Source organism: Pseudomonas sp. MF08817 (assembly GCF_059862705.1).
This window is the reverse complement of sequence record NZ_JCBCUY010000005.1, coordinates 1-14,650: the sequence shown is the minus strand read 5'-3', so window position 1 is coordinate 14,650 and position 14,650 is coordinate 1. Positions and strand designations below refer to the sequence as shown.

The window sequence follows — 14,650 nt, the reverse complement described above, 5'->3', positions numbered from 1 at the left end:
GTATGTGTGATGACTGTGGCTTTTTGGTGTGTGCTGATTGCGATTTTCCTGCCCTACCTGGGTACGGCCGTGGCCAAGGTCAGCGGCAAGTATGGCCTGCGGGACAACCATGACCCCCGGGCCTTCATGGGCAAGGCGCAAGGGCTGGGCAAACGCGCCCACAACGCCGAACTCAACAGCTTTGAAATCACCCCGGCCTTCGCCGCCGCCGTGATAATCGCCCACCTCGCCGGCAACGCCGACCTGGTGACGATCAACGTGCTGGCGGTGCTGTTCATCACCACGCGCCTGCTGTTCCTGATCTGCTACCTGGCCGACTGGGCGACCCTGCGCTCGCTGATGTGGTTCGTGAACATGGGGCTGGTGGCGAGTTTCTTTTTCGTCTCGATGTGAGGCGGGCGGGTAAGCGGAGCGCAGCCCGGCCCGCTCCCCCACAAGCCTGCTCTCACAAAACCTCAAGGCTTTTGCGGCACATCCGGTAACGCGAGGCCCTTGGGCCAGAGCATCCAGATCTGCCCTTGCTGCTTCATGTCGCCGGCCAGGTGCCCGGCGGCGTCGCCTGTGCCCCAGAACAGGTCGGCGCGCACTTCGCCGGTGATGGCGCCACCGGTGTCCTGGGCCGCGACCGGGCGTACCAGCGCGGTGCCGTCGGGGCGGGTGGTGGACAGCCACAACAGGCTGCCCAGCGGGATCACCTTACGGTCCACTGCCACGCTGTAGCCGGAGGTCAGCGGTACGTTCAACGAGCCGCGCGGGCCCTCGTTGCTGTCCGGGTTGCGGTTGAAGAACACATAACTGGGGTTGCTCGCCAGCAGCTCGGGGATGCGCGTTGGGTTGGCCTTGGCCCAGGCACTGATGGTGCCCATGGTGACCTCCTCCTTTTTCAACTCGCCCTGTTCCACCAGCCAACGGCCGATGGGCCGGTACGGGTGGCCGTTCTGGTCGGCGTAGCCGATGCGCAGTTGCCGGCCATCTTCGAGTTGCACCCGGCCCGAGCCCTGGATTTGCAGGAATTGCAGGTCCATCGGGTCGGTCAGCCAGGCGATCACCGGCGCTTTCACACCCTTGGCCTCGATGCTGGCGGAGTCGTCGTAGGGCTTGAGCACCCGCCCTTCGAGCCGGCCGCGCAGGCGTTTGCCCTTGAGTTCGGGGTAGAGGCTGTCCAGCGCGACCACGATCATGTCCTCGGGCACGCCGTAAACGGGCACGTGGGCGCTGTCGGTGCGGGTCAGGCTGCCGGGGTAGACCGGTTCGTAGTAGCCGGTAATCAGGCCTTTGTCGCTGCCCTCGCCGGAGCGCAGGCCATAGACCTGCAAATGCTCCTTGAGGAAGGCGCGGATGGCCGCCGGGGTCTGGGGCAGGTCGGCGGCCGCCAGGCAGGTGCCGCCCCACACCGGGTCGGCCTTGAGGCGGGTGCAAGCACTGCGCCAGGCACCGAAGCCGGCCAGCAGGTCGTTATCGGCCACGGCGGGCAGGGCATCCCAGGAGGCACTAGCGTAGGTGGCGAGGGCGTGGGGTTCGGGTTGGGTGCTGTCGCCGCCGTTGCAGCCGGCCAGCAGCGCCGCCAGCAGGGGCAGCGTCCAGGCCAGGCGACGGCGGTTGAATCTTGGGTTCATGCACGATGTCCTTGGTGGGTTGGGCACAGGCATCAGGCCTGCGGGCAACCCTCATTGTTAATAGGGCTATTGGTCTTTGCGGGCGAGGCGAGGATACTGGCCGCCGTTTTCCGTGACCTGAAGCCACCATGACTCTTAAACGAATTTCCGTTGTATTGCTGGCCTGCCTGGCCCTGGCCGCCTGTGGCGGTGTCGATCCGAACTCGCCTTTGGGCCAGCGCAAGGCCATCTTCAAGCAGATGCTCAAGACCGGCGAAGACCTGGGCGGCATGCTACGTGGGCGCATTCCTTTTGACGGCCAGCGGTTTGCCGACGGCGCGGTGAAACTCGACGCCTTGGCCCACGAGCCGTGGAAGCACTTCCCGCAGGTGCGTGAGCAAGACCACACCAGTGCCACGGACGATGTCTGGAAAAAACAGGCGCGCTTCCAGGAAATCGCCCGCGAACTGGAAGCGGCCACCGGCCAATTGGTGATCGCCAGCAAGATCCAGCCCTACAAGGTCAGCAACCTGGCACCGGCGGTGCAACGGGTCGAAGACGCGTGCAGCGCGTGCCATAAGGAATTCCGCGATCATTGAGTGCTGCCCGTAGCAAGTGGGCAAGCCCGCTTGCTACGGGGCGGCGGTTTATTTATCCAGCTCTTCCACCGCTTCTTGCAGTTCCTTACGTGACTTGGCCAGTTTGTCCTTGAGCTTGTTGATCTTCTCCGGGTCGCCCTTCTTCATCGCCTTGTCCAGGTCGCCCTGACGGCGACTGACTTCGTGCTTGGCTTCCAGCACTTTGTTTTCCCGTTCCTTTTTCAGCGAGGCGTCGGTGCAGTGGGCGGTCACTTCGCTCAGGGCTTTTTCCAGGCCGGCGAGCTGGTCGCTGTTGCCGTGGGCCTTGGCGTGTTCGATCTGGGTGGCGATGGACTGGCGCTTGGCGGCGCAGCCCGTGAGTTCCTGGGCGGGTTCAGCGGCCAGCAGCGGGGTGGACAGGCTGCAAAGCGTGATAAGGGCGAGCGGTGCAAGAAATTTCATAAAAGCTCCGTACAAAAAATAGTCTGGTCGTCTGCCAATGGCGATTGGAGCCGGTTGGCGGATGCGGGTTCAATCCGGCGTCTAGAAGCCTTCAACGCCGGCCATACGTAAATGTTCGGCCAGGGCCAGGACCTGCGGGTCGCGAAAAAAAGCGCTCAGTTGCGCCGCGCGCCCCGGGCCGATGCCCGGCTCGGCCTGCCACTGTTCGGCCTCGCGGCTGGCCAGGGCCTGCCATTGCCGGGGCAGGTTGGCGCCAGCGGTCGGCGGCATGCCCAAAGCCTTGAGCCAGCGTTCGAACGGGCGTTGCCGGGCACTGTGGAAACTGTTGAGCAGGCGCGTGCTGCTACGTGCGCCGAAGCCGGCAATGTTAGCAAGCTCTTGGGCGTCGAGGGTCAACCAATCGAGCAGGTGGCCGATTCGCCCGGCCGCCAGCAATTTCTCCCAAGTCCCCGGGCCGACATGCGCCAGGCCCAAGCCTTGTTTGCCACTGAGCCAGGTCAAACGAGCCAGGAACTGGCTTTCGCACCCCGCGCTAGGTTGCCAGCAGCTGAGGGCGTGGAAGGCCTGCGGGTCGGGCACCGGCAGGGCTAGCCGTTGCGGGTTGCGCCACAGCACGTTGTCCAGGCGCGGGATGGTCAGCCCCGCCAGGCTGATGGCCACATGGTCGCCGGGGCGGATGTCCAGGGCTTGCCAGCGCGCGAGGGAGCCGGCGCTGACCCGTTTGATCTGGCGGTCGTCGAGCAGCACCGGGGTCAGTTCCAGCACCGGGGTGATGCGCCCGGTGCGCCCGACCTTGAAGTTGACCTTACGCACTTCGGCCAGGGCCTGGGCGAAGGGGTATTTCCAGGCCACGCTCCAGAACGGGCTGCTGGCCTGCCAGCGCTCGGCGGGCGGGCGCCGGCTCTGGCGCAGCACCACGCCATCGCTGGCGAAGGGCAAGGCTGTGCGATACCAATGCTCGCGCCATTGCCGGGCCTGGGCAAAATCCTTGATGGGTTGGCTGTATTCGACGCTATCGGTGAAACCCAGTTGCGCCAGGCCGGCCAAGCGCTCGGGCAGGGTGGCGGGGCCTTGGGGCCAGTCCCAGACAAACAGGCCGATACCGCTGGCCTCGTCGGCGCCCAGGGTTTTGCGCGCCATCAACCCGGCCACGCGGCCGCGGGCGTTGCGGCTGCCGGCCTTGGCCTGCACGTGTGCGTCGAGGCGCCAGTAGAGTTCGCCTTGCAGCAGCAGGTCTATGTCCTTGGGCAGTTGCCGGGGGATGGCCGCAACCTGCAAGGCGTTGGCGGTCCAGTCCTGGCCGGTGTTGCCGTCGCCACGGCTGATGGCCTGCTGGAGCAGGCCCTGGCGGTAGATCAGGGTGACCGCCACGCCATCGACCTTGGGTTGCACCCAGACGTCATCGCGCGGGTGCAACCAGGCGCGCACGGCTTCGGCGTCGTTGAGCTTGTCCAGCCCGGTATGGGCGATGGGGTGCGCCACCGGGCCGCCCGCCGTGCGCAGTGGGTGGGTGGGAATGTCGGCGGGGGCGGGGAAGCAGCGACGCCATTGGTCGAGGCGGATGCGGCTCTGGTCGTAGAGTTCGTCGGCTACCAGCGCCTGGCCCTGGCGGTGGTAGCTGTCGTCCCAGTGGGCGATTTGCGTTTGCAGGGCGCCGATCTGTTCCCGGGCCTGTTGGGGCGTCCAGGACGGGCAGTCGGCAAGGGCTGGCAGGCAAAAAAAGGCGAGCGCCAGGCTGGCGCAAAACCGCAGGGGGCGAGGCATGGTGAGCATCCTTGCTCGGCTTGGGGGAGCCTGAAGCCTAGACCCGTCGCCCACAAAAAAGCCCCGCACGGAGCGGGGCTTTTTTTGCAGCGTATGTCGGCTTACTTCAGCAGGCCGCCGAGGGCGCTAACGCCGCTCTTGTCAGCTTTGGCCTGGGTTTCTTGCGTGACGCCGTCAACCTTCTGGTTGGCTTCTGCGGTCTTGTCGCCGACCACTTTGCAGCCTTTGTTGGCTTGCTCCAGGGCAGCCTTGTAACCGGCGGCCTTAAGGGTGTTGCCGCTGGCTTCGGCTTCGTCGAACTTGGCTTGCAGTTCGGCGGTTTTCTCTTTGCAGTTGCCGTCGGCAACGCCGATGTGGCCGGTCACTTTCGAGGTCAGCGAGCCCAGGTCCACGGCTTGTGCAGGCAGGGAGAACAGCGCGAACAGGGCAGCAGCAGGAGCGAGCAAGGAAATACGCATGAAAAACCTCAATGTTCGATCGCGCGCGCACAAATGATCTCGGATAAGCGCGTCGCAATATCCAAATGGAATAAGGATCCGAGTTGGCGCGGATTCTATTGGGCCATCATTGGGCCTGCAAGTGAGACATGTCGTTTAGCCATTAAAAAACCCCGCGCGGCATGCCGGGCGGGGTTTTCGGTGCAGCGAAACGGCGTTTACAGGCCGGCGGCGGTGCGCAGGTCGTTGGCGCGGTCGGTTTTTTCCCAGGTGAAGGTGGTGAAGGTGTCTTCGCCCACGGTCTTTTGCTCCGGGGTGCGGCCGAAGTGGCCGTAGGCCGCGGTCGCCTGGTACATCGGGTGCAGCAGGTCGAGCATCTTGGTGATCGCGTAGGGGCGCAGGTCGAACACTTCGCGCACCAGTTTGATGATCTTGTCATCGCTGATCTTGCCGGTGCCGAAGGTGTTCAGCGAGATCGAGGTCGGTTGCGCCACGCCAATGGCGTAGGACACCTGGATCTCACAGCGCTCGGCCAGGCCGGCGGCGACGATGTTCTTGGCCACGTAGCGACCGGCGTAGGCTGCCGAGCGGTCTACCTTGGATGGGTCTTTGCCGGAGAACGCGCCGCCGCCGTGGCGGGCCATGCCGCCGTAGGTGTCGACGATGATCTTGCGCCCGGTCAGGCCGCAGTCGCCCACCGGGCCGCCGATGATGAACTGGCCGGTAGGGTTGATGTGGAACTGGGTGTCTTTGTGCAGCAGTTCGGCTGGCAGCACGTGCTTGACGATCAGTTCCATCACGCCTTCGCGCAGGTCTTTGTAGGAAACTTCCGGGTTGTGCTGGGTCGACAGCACCACCGCGTCAATGCCCACCACCTTGCCGCCTTCATAGCGGCAGGTGACCTGGGATTTGGCATCCGGGCGCAACCACGGCAGCAGGCCGGATTTGCGGGCTTCGGCCTGGCGCTGCACCAACTGGTGGGAGAAGGTGATGGGTGCGGGCATCAGCACGTCGGTTTCGTTGCTGGCGTAGCCGAACATCAGGCCCTGGTCGCCCGCGCCCTGGTCTTCCGGCTTGGCGCGGTCAACACCCTGGTTGATGTCGGGGGACTGCTTGCCAATGATGTTCATCACGCCGCAGGTCGCGCCGTCGAAGCCGACGTCGGAGCTGGTGTAGCCGATGTCGGTGATGACATCGCGCACGATCTGCTCCAGATCAACCCAAGCCGAGGTAGTGACTTCGCCGGCGATGATCGCAACGCCCGTTTTCACCAGAGTCTCGCACGCCACACGGGCGAACTTGTCTTCAGCAATGATGGCGTCCAGCACCGCATCAGAAATCTGGTCGGCGATTTTGTCCGGATGCCCTTCAGACACGGACTCGGAGGTGAAAAGGGAGTATTCGCTCATCTCGATGGTTTCCTACTGTTTACCGATGGTGAGTGTCGCCAGCCGGCCGCTGAAAATGGCGGACCTGGATCTGGAAACCATTACGTAAGCCTACATAGAGGCTGTCCCCGGGAACGAGTCCCGCAGCGGTGGCCCAATGGGCCAGATCGTCCTGTTCAAACCCCAACCAAAGATCACCGCAGGCCTCCCTGGCCCAACTTTGGTTGTGACTGCATAACTCTGTCACCAGCAGGCTACCGCCCGGTTGCAGCAGATCGGCCATGCGCTTGAGGGCATCGGCGGGCGCGGCGAAATGGTGTAGCACCATGTTCAGCACCACGCAATCGGCTTGCAGGGCGACGCCGTTCAAGGCGTCGGCCAGTTGCAGGCGCACATTGCCCAACGCCTGGCGCTGGCACACCTGGCGCGCCAGTTCGAGCATCGCCGGGCTGTTCTCCAGTGCGGTGACCTGGCTGAAACGCTGCGCCAGCTCCGGCAGGAAACCGCCGTCGCCGGGGCCGACTTCAATGGCCGTGGCGCCTTCACTGAAGCTCAACTTGTCCAGCAGCGCCAGCACGCTTTCCCGGTACTGGGGCAAGCCGGCGATCAAGTCTTGCTGGGCCCGAAACTTCTCCGCAACCCGTGAGAAAAAATCCTGGCTGGCGGCGGCCCGTTGCCCGTGGACCTGGCCTATCCGCGAGCGCACTTCGGCGGGCAGGGTCAGGTTGTCCACTTCATCGAGCAACGCCGCGTGCAACTTACCCCCCAGCAATTCGGTGTGGGGCAGGGCGCGGCGATAAAAAATCGCATTGCCCTCGCGCCGTGTTGCCACCAGGTCGGCTTGGGCCAGCACCTTCAAGTGGTGGCTCATGCCGGACTGGCCGATGGCGAAGATCTGCGCCAGTTCCAGCACGCCAAACGAGTCGTTGGCCAGCGCGCGCAAAACATTGAGCCGCAACGGATCGCCGCCAGCCTTGCACAAGGCTGCCAGCTCATCGCAATCGTCATGACGAATTGAAGGCACGCGTAAATTCATAAGGCCGGCAGTCTAGTGACGGGCCTGTCGCCCCGCAAGGTCAATATCAAAAAGTTTTGATATTGCTCGATAAATGGCACTCCGGCAGTGCTGGCGGGTTCTACTCAAAGGGTGCGCAATGGTTTCAGCAGGCCCGGGGGCGGTTATCCACAGGAAAAAGTCGCCCCAGCGACTATCTGTGATTGCCCCAGAGCCGCCCCGTGAGGGAAAATGCTCGCCTTTTTTCCGTTTCGTTTTATTCAAACCCCCAGGAGATCAGCGATGCCCAGCCGTCGTGAGCGTGCCAACGCCATTCGTGCCCTCAGCATGGATGCCGTGCAAAAAGCCAACAGCGGCCATCCGGGTGCCCCTATGGGTATGGCGGATATCGCCGAAGTACTTTGGCGTGACTTCCTCAAGCACAACCCGAGCAACCCCTCGTTCGCCGACCGTGACCGCTTCGTGCTGTCCAACGGCCATGGCTCGATGTTGATCTACTCGCTGCTGCACCTGACCGGCTACGACCTGTCGATCGACGACCTCAAGAGCTTCCGCCAACTGCACAGCCGCACCCCGGGCCACCCGGAATTCGGCTACACCCCAGGCGTCGAGACCACCACCGGCCCACTGGGCCAAGGCCTGGCCAACGCCGTGGGCTTTGCCCTGGCGGAAAAAGTGCTGGCGGCGCAGTTCAACCGCCCCGGCCACAACGTTGTCGACCACCACACCTACGTGTTCCTGGGCGATGGCTGCATGATGGAAGGCATTTCCCACGAAGTCAGCTCCCTGGCCGGTACCCTGGGCCTGGGCAAACTGATCGCGTTCTACGATGACAACGGCATCTCCATCGACGGCGAAGTCGAAGGCTGGTTCACCGACGACACCGCCAAGCGTTTCGAGGCCTACAACTGGCAAGTGATCCGCAATGTCGACGGCCACGACCCGGAAGAAATCAAGACCGCCATCGAAACCGCCCGCAAGAGCGAGCAGCCAACGCTGATCTGCTGCAAGACCACCATCGGCTTCGGCTCGCCGAACAAGCAAGGCAAGGAAGACTGCCACGGCGCCCCACTGGGTGACGCGGAAATCGCCCTGACCCGTGAAGCCCTGAAATGGACCCACGGCCCGTTCGAGATCCCGGCCGACATCTACGCCGAGTGGAACGCCAAGGAAGCCGGCCTGGCCGTTGAAGCCGAGTGGGACCAGCGTTTCGCCGCCTACAGCGCCGAGTTCCCGGAGCTGGCCAACGAACTGGTGCGCCGCATGGCGGGCGACCTGCCGGCCGATTTCGCCGAAAAGGCCTCGGCCTACATCGCCGAAGTGGCCGCCAAGGGCGAAACCATTGCCAGCCGCAAGGCCAGCCAGAACACCCTGAACGCCTTTGGCCCGCTGTTACCTGAGTTCCTCGGCGGCTCGGCCGACCTGGCCGGCTCCAACCTGACCCTGTGGAAAGGCTGCAAAGGCGTTTCGGCGCAAGATGCCAGCGGCAACTACATGTACTACGGTGTGCGCGAGTTCGGCATGAGCGCCATCATGAACGGCGTCGCCTTGCACGGTGGCCTGGTGCCTTACGGCGCGACCTTCCTGATGTTCATGGAATACGCACGCAACGCGGTGCGCATGGCCGCACTGATGAAGCAGCGGGTGATCCACGTCTACACCCACGACTCCATCGGCCTGGGCGAAGACGGCCCGACGCACCAGCCCATCGAGCAACTGGCCAGCCTGCGCTGCACGCCGAACCTCGACACCTGGCGCCCTGCCGACGCCGTGGAATCGGCGGTGGCCTGGAAGTCGGCCATCGAGCGCAAGGACGGCCCGAGCGCGCTGATCTTCTCGCGCCAGAACCTGCAGCACCAAACCCGCGACGCCGGCCAGATCGCCGACATCGCCCGCGGTGGCTATGTATTGAAGGACTGCGCGGGCGAGCCTGAGCTGATCCTGATCGCTACCGGTTCCGAAGTGGGCCTGGCAGTGCAGGCGTTCGACAAACTGACCGAGCAGGGCCGCAAGGTGCGCGTGGTGTCGATGCCGTGCACCAGCGTGTACGACGCCCAGGACGCCGGCTACAAGCAAGGCGTGCTGCCGTTGCAGGTCAGTGCGCGGATCGCCATCGAAGCGGCCCATGCCGACTACTGGTACAAGTACGTGGGTCTGGAAGGCCGCGTGATCGGCATGACCACCTATGGCGAGTCGGCTCCGGCTCCAGCCTTGTTCGAGGAGTTCGGTTTTACCCTGGAAAATATCCTGGGTCAGGCTGAAGAGCTGCTGGAAGACTGAGCCAGGTTCTGTACTGCCTGTTCTGACGCCATCGCGGGCGAGCCCGCTCCCACAGGGATATGCACCGCCCGCCCCTGTGGGAGCGGGCTCGCCCGCGATAGCGTTGGTCAACACAACGCAACGCTGACTGACTTACATCGGTAATCGAGAACCCCATGCTCCCACCGCGTCCCTACAAAGTTGCACTCAACGGCTATGGCCGCATTGGGCGTTGCGTCTTGCGTGCGTTGTTCGAGCGTGGGGCGGCGGCCGGGTTTGAAATTGTCGCGATCAACGACTTGGCCGACATGGCCAGCATCGAATACCTGACACGCTTCGACTCCACCCACGGGCGTTTTCCCGGTGAGGTAAAGGTCGACGGCGATTGTCTGCACATTAATGGCACCTGCGTGAAAGTCCTGCGCAGTGCCACCCCCGAAGGCATCGATTGGAAGGCCCTGGGCGTCGATCTGGTGCTCGAGTGCTCCGGTGCCTACAACACCCGTGCCGACGGCGAGCGCTTTTTGGCCGCCGGTGCGCCACGGGTGCTGTTCTCCCAGCCGATGGCCAGCGAGGCGGATGTCGACGCCACCATCGTCTACGGCGTCAACCAGGATTGCCTGACCGGCGCCGAGCTGCTGGTGTCCAACGCCTCCTGCACCACCAACTGCGGCGTGCCGCTGTTGCGCCTGCTGGACCAGGCCATCGGCCTGGAGTACGTGTCGATCACCACCATCCACTCGGCGATGAACGACCAACCGGTGATCGACGCCTATCACCACGAAGACCTGCGCCGCACCCGGTCGGCGTTTCAGTCGGTGATCCCGGTGTCCACGGGCCTGGCGCGCGGTATCGAACGCCTGTTGCCGGAACTTGCCGGGCGAATCCAGGCCAAAGCCGTGCGGGTGCCGACGGTGAATGTGTCGTGCCTGGATATCACTCTGCAAACCGTCAGCGACACCGATGCCGGCGAGGTCAACCGTATCCTGCGCGAGGCTGCCACCGTGGGCCCGCTCAAGGGCTTGCTGGCGTACACCGAGCTGCCCCATGCCAGTTGTGATTTCAACCATGACCCCCATTCGGCCATTGTCGATGCCAGCCAGACCCGCGTTTCCGGCCCCAGGCTGGTGAACATCCTGGCCTGGTTCGATAACGAATGGGGTTTTGCCAACCGCATGCTGGACGTTGCAGAGCACTACCTGCACGTCGCTTCCAAACCACCTCAACAGTAATTCAGGAACTGCCCCCCATGACCGTGTTGAAGATGACCGACCTCGATCTGCAAGGTAAGCGCGTACTGATCCGCGAAGACCTCAACGTCCCCGTCAAGGACGGTGTTGTCACCAGCGATGCGCGAATCCTGGCCTCGCTGCCGACCATCAAGCTGGCCCTGGAAAAAGGCGCGGCCGTGATGGTCTGCTCCCACCTGGGTCGCCCGAGCGAAGGTGAGTTCAGCGCCGAAAACAGCCTCAAGCCTGTGGCCGATTACCTGAGCCGCGCCTTGGGCCGTGACGTGCCGTTGGTGGCCGATTACCTGGGCGGCGTCGACGTGAAAGCGGGCGACATCGTGCTGTTCGAGAACGTGCGCTTTAACAAAGGCGAGAAAAAGAACAGCGATGAACTGGCCCAGCAATATGCCGCCCTGTGCGACGTGTTCGTGATGGACGCCTTCGGCACCGCGCACCGTGCCGAGGGTTCGACCCATGGCGTGGCCAAGTTCGCCAAAGTTGCCGCTGCTGGCCCGTTGCTGGCCGCCGAACTGGAAGCCTTGGGTAAAGCCCTGGGCGCCCCGGCCCAGCCGATGGCGGCGATCGTCGCAGGCTCCAAGGTGTCGACCAAGCTCGACGTACTCAACAGCCTGAGCCAGATCTGTAACCAGTTGATCGTCGGCGGCGGCATCGCCAACACCTTCCTGGCCGCGGCCGGGCACCCGGTGGGTAAGTCGCTGTACGAGCCGGACCTGCTGGACACCGCCCGCGCCATCGCCGCCAAGGTCAGCGTGCCGCTGCCGGTGGACGTGGTGGTAGCCAAGGAATTCGCCGAGAGCGCCGTGGCCACCGTCAAGCTGATCGCTGACGTCGCCGAAGACGACATGATCCTGGACATTGGCCCGCAAACCGCGGCCAACTTCGCCGAACTGCTGAAATCCTCCCAGACCATCCTGTGGAACGGCCCGGTCGGCGTGTTCGAGTTCGACCAATTCGGCAACGGCACCAAGGTGCTGGCCCAGGCCATCGCCGACAGCGCCGCGTTCTCAATTGCCGGCGGTGGCGACACCCTGGCGGCCATCGACAAATATGGCGTGGCCGAGCAAATCTCCTACATTTCTACCGGTGGCGGCGCATTCCTCGAATTCGTCGAGGGCAAAGTGCTGCCCGCCGTTGAAGTCCTGGAAAGCCGGGCCAAGGCATAAGGCCTCCGGTGCCCCGGCAAAGGAGTGTTCACATGGTCAAGACATGCGCATTGTTGCTCGCCCTGGGGCTGCTGGCCGGTTGCGCCGGCGCCCAGCAGGCCAAGCGTGAGGAGGCGCAAGCCACCGAGCCCGAAAGCCATTGCTACCAGGCCGATTGGCAAGCCGAGACGGCACCGGTGATTAACAAGCGAGCCGGGACCCAGGCGCTGGACAAATACGACACGCCGGCCAAGGCCAAGGAACGGGGCTGCCCATGACGGGTCAGAACCTCCACGCATCACGAGGAACACCGATGAAAGGTTTTATCGCCCTGGCGGCACTGGCGTTGCTCGCCGGTTGTTCCAGCCTCGGCCTGGGCACAGCGCCAGCGCCGGACAACTGGACCACCTGGACCTGCGACAGCCAGGCCCAAGTGCAGTGGCGCTACACCGACAGCAGCCGCGAGCAGGTAGATGTACGCCTGGGCGGCGACGACCAGGTGCAGCGCCTCAAGCTCGAAGCCAGTGGCTCCGGCGCGCTCTACAGCAACGACAGGCTGGCGTTTCATCAAAAAGGTGACGAGGGCCTGGTTTACTGGGTTGCCACCGACGACTTGATCGGCCGCGGCTGTAAAGCGCCGTAAAACGCTTGTGGCCATACCCTGCGGGAGCGGGCAAGCCCGCTCCCGCAGAAGTTATGCACAGCCGTTGAGCATTTCGCACCACCCCATTCGCAGGTCCGGCCTTACCCCCGATCTGCAATCACTTGAATAGCAGCCGCCGCTCCGGCAGGCTTGCACGATTAACGACCCTCGACCGGGAGATACACGAACAATGGCACTTATCAGCATGCGCCAGATGCTGGACCACGCAGCCGAATTCGGCTACGGCGTTCCAGCCTTCAACGTCAACAACCTTGAGCAGATGCGCGCCATCATGGAAGCCGCTGACAAGACTGACTCCCCGGTGATCGTCCAGGCTTCGGCCGGTGCCCGTAAATACGCCGGCGCACCGTTCCTGCGTCACCTGATCCTCGCCGCCATCGAAGAGTTCCCGCACATCCCGGTGTGCATGCACCAGGACCACGGCACCAGCCCTGACGTCTGCCAGCGCTCCATCCAACTGGGCTTCAGCTCGGTGATGATGGACGGCTCCCTGGGCGAAGACGGCAAGACCCCGACCGACTACGACTACAACGTGCGCGTCACCCAGCAAACCGTCGCCCTGGCCCACGCCTGCGGCGTTTCGGTCGAAGGCGAACTGGGTTGCCTGGGCTCGCTGGAAACCGGCATGGCCGGCGAAGAAGACGGCATCGGCGCCGAAGGCGTGCTCGATCACAGCCAGATGCTCACCGACCCGGAAGAAGCCGCTGACTTCGTCAAACGTACCCAGGTCGATGCCCTAGCCATCGCCATCGGCACCAGCCACGGCGCGTACAAGTTCACCAAACCACCGACCGGCGACGTCCTGGCCATCGACCGTATCAAGGAAATCCACAAGCGCATCCCCAACACCCACTTGGTGATGCACGGCTCGTCCTCGGTGCCGCAAGAGTGGCTGGCGATCATCAACGAGTACGGCGGCGACATCAAAGAAACCTACGGCGTACCGGTTGAAGAAATCGTTGAAGGCATCAAACACGGCGTGCGCAAAGTCAACATCGACACCGACCTGCGCTTGGCTTCCACCGGCGCCATGCGTCGCCTGATGGCCACTCATCCGAGCGAGTTCGACCCACGCAAATTCTTCGGCGCCACCGTGACTGCCATGCGTGATGTCTGTATCGCCCGCTACGAAGCGTTCGGCACTGCGGGTAATGCCTCGAAGATCAAGCCGATCTCTCTGGAAGCCATGTACCAGCGGTATTTGAAAGGTGAGTTGAACGCCAAGGTTAACTAAACTTTGCGTATTTATAAAAACCCGCCGCGAGGCGGGTTTTTATTTTCTAGCAAGGGTTAGGCTGCACCAAGGTTATGGTAATGATATTGCAAGTGGTCGTGCCGTTTTGTGCGCCTTCCACACTGCCGGTAAACCGCTCAAGTCCGTCAGCATCAAGTAAGGCGTCGTGGGCGTCGCTTAAGAAACTGCTCAGGCTCTTTGGCGGATTCTTGGCATCAAGTTCGACCGTTATCTTAAGGTTTTTTGTTTCAATCTCTTCGGTGGTTTTGGGGTATGTTTTCGACGCTTCGCGATTCCATATCTTTAATGCTCTTTATGTTTGCCTCTGTGTTCGGCTTGTTGGATGCGTCCAATCAGTAAAAATACATATCTGGATAGCTGCTGATTTATCTTTGAACCAGATCACAGAGGCTAGGCTGCCCCGCTAAGACTAAATGGAGGGGCTTCTCGGCTTCCTTGCTCCCCATTGAAACTAGCATATGGTTGTGCGCAGTTGACCTGTCATATTTACCGGTTTTTTATAGAGTTTTAGACGGGTTGTTATTCCAGTTTTGACAGTATGGCAGCGCTCAGCCATGTAGGTTATAAGCAAGTTTTGTGGATGAAGAGTAGAGCTCTATAAGCCGGATTGGGTCTTTGGGGGTTGCCGGACTCTTGCGTTGAATTGTCATCGCGGATGGAGTTAAAGGGTATGTTGGTTATGTGCTAACAATATTAAAAATGTTGTTTTTCGGTCCTGAATTCAACACATAAGTGCAACGCTCACCCCTGCATAAACTTCGTACGGCGTCTTCCAGCCCAGGCGTTTTCGCGGGCGTAAATTGATCTTCGTTACCACGCGACTGACCGCCTCGACGGTCAG

General features: G+C 62.7%; 14 protein-coding genes and 1 pseudogene. 8 read left to right on the top strand and 7 right to left on the bottom strand.

The features are described 5' to 3' along the window. The first annotated feature begins 9 nt into the window (after nt 1-9). Complete coding sequence (locus tag AC19YR_RS04475) at nt 10-393, top strand: MAPEG family protein (protein ID WP_095109058.1); 384 nt, start codon at nt 10-12, stop codon at nt 391-393. 62 nt (nt 394-455) lie between these two features. Here AC19YR_RS04475 and mltA read toward each other — a convergent pair whose 3' ends face one another. Beyond that, on the bottom strand, nt 456-1,616 hold the full coding sequence (mltA, locus tag AC19YR_RS04470; protein ID WP_095109057.1) for a murein transglycosylase A: 1,161 nt from the start codon (nt 1,614-1,616) through the stop codon (nt 456-458). A gap of 128 nt (nt 1,617-1,744) precedes the next feature. On the opposite strand from mltA, the gene AC19YR_RS04465 reads away from it, so the two are divergent. After that, nucleotides 1,745-2,194 carry a c-type cytochrome gene (locus AC19YR_RS04465; protein WP_095109056.1) on the top strand — a complete coding sequence of 150 codons (450 nt, stop codon included), beginning with the start codon at nt 1,745-1,747 and terminating at the stop codon, nt 2,192-2,194. Between the two features lie 48 nt (nt 2,195-2,242). Here AC19YR_RS04465 and AC19YR_RS04460 read toward each other — a convergent pair whose 3' ends face one another. From AC19YR_RS04460 to AC19YR_RS04440, 5 genes are all read right to left on the bottom strand, one after another. Beyond that, entirely contained in the window at nt 2,243-2,635 is a 393-nt protein-coding gene (locus AC19YR_RS04460; protein ID WP_095109055.1) for a DUF1090 domain-containing protein, read from the bottom strand. Between the two features lie 81 nt (nt 2,636-2,716). Further along, complete coding sequence (ligB, locus tag AC19YR_RS04455; RefSeq protein ID WP_095109054.1) at nt 2,717-4,399, bottom strand: NAD-dependent DNA ligase LigB; 1,683 nt, start codon at nt 4,397-4,399, stop codon at nt 2,717-2,719. A gap of 101 nt (nt 4,400-4,500) precedes the next feature. Then, nucleotides 4,501-4,857, bottom strand: a complete 357-nt coding sequence (locus AC19YR_RS04450; RefSeq protein ID WP_095109053.1) for a DUF1090 family protein — start codon at nt 4,855-4,857, stop codon at nt 4,501-4,503. Nucleotides 4,858-5,054: 197 nt separating this feature from the next. Next, nucleotides 5,055-6,245 carry a methionine adenosyltransferase gene (gene metK, locus AC19YR_RS04445; protein ID WP_095109052.1) on the bottom strand — a complete coding sequence of 397 codons (1,191 nt, stop codon included), beginning with the start codon at nt 6,243-6,245 and terminating at the stop codon, nt 5,055-5,057. A 19-nt stretch (nt 6,246-6,264) separates the two neighbouring features. Then, nucleotides 6,265-7,260 carry an ArsR/SmtB family transcription factor gene (locus AC19YR_RS04440; RefSeq protein ID WP_095109051.1) on the bottom strand — a complete coding sequence of 332 codons (996 nt, stop codon included), beginning with the start codon at nt 7,258-7,260 and terminating at the stop codon, nt 6,265-6,267. A 261-nt stretch (nt 7,261-7,521) separates the two neighbouring features. On the opposite strand from AC19YR_RS04440, the gene tkt reads away from it, so the two are divergent. From tkt to fba, 6 genes are all read left to right on the top strand, one after another. Further along, entirely contained in the window at nt 7,522-9,519 is a 1,998-nt protein-coding gene (gene tkt / locus AC19YR_RS04435) for a transketolase (RefSeq protein ID WP_095109050.1), read from the top strand. A 155-nt stretch (nt 9,520-9,674) separates the two neighbouring features. After that, a complete protein-coding gene (gene epd, locus AC19YR_RS04430) occupies nt 9,675-10,730 on the top strand; it encodes an erythrose-4-phosphate dehydrogenase (RefSeq protein WP_095109049.1) in 1,056 nt (351 codons plus the stop codon). 17 nt (nt 10,731-10,747) lie between these two features. Next, a complete protein-coding gene (locus AC19YR_RS04425) occupies nt 10,748-11,911 on the top strand; it encodes a phosphoglycerate kinase (RefSeq protein ID WP_095109048.1) in 1,164 nt (387 codons plus the stop codon). A 32-nt stretch (nt 11,912-11,943) separates the two neighbouring features. Continuing rightward, nucleotides 11,944-12,168, top strand: a complete 225-nt coding sequence (locus AC19YR_RS04420; protein ID WP_095109047.1) for a hypothetical protein — start codon at nt 11,944-11,946, stop codon at nt 12,166-12,168. 35 nt (nt 12,169-12,203) lie between these two features. After that, nucleotides 12,204-12,533 carry an MliC family protein gene (locus AC19YR_RS04415; protein ID WP_095109046.1) on the top strand — a complete coding sequence of 110 codons (330 nt, stop codon included), beginning with the start codon at nt 12,204-12,206 and terminating at the stop codon, nt 12,531-12,533. 190 nt (nt 12,534-12,723) lie between these two features. After that, complete coding sequence (gene fba / locus AC19YR_RS04410) at nt 12,724-13,788, top strand: class II fructose-bisphosphate aldolase (protein ID WP_095109045.1); 1,065 nt, start codon at nt 12,724-12,726, stop codon at nt 13,786-13,788. 742 nt (nt 13,789-14,530) lie between these two features. Here fba and AC19YR_RS04405 read toward each other — a convergent pair. Then, nucleotides 14,531-14,650 (bottom strand): annotated as a pseudogene (locus AC19YR_RS04405) (IS30 family transposase); the annotation flags it as partial.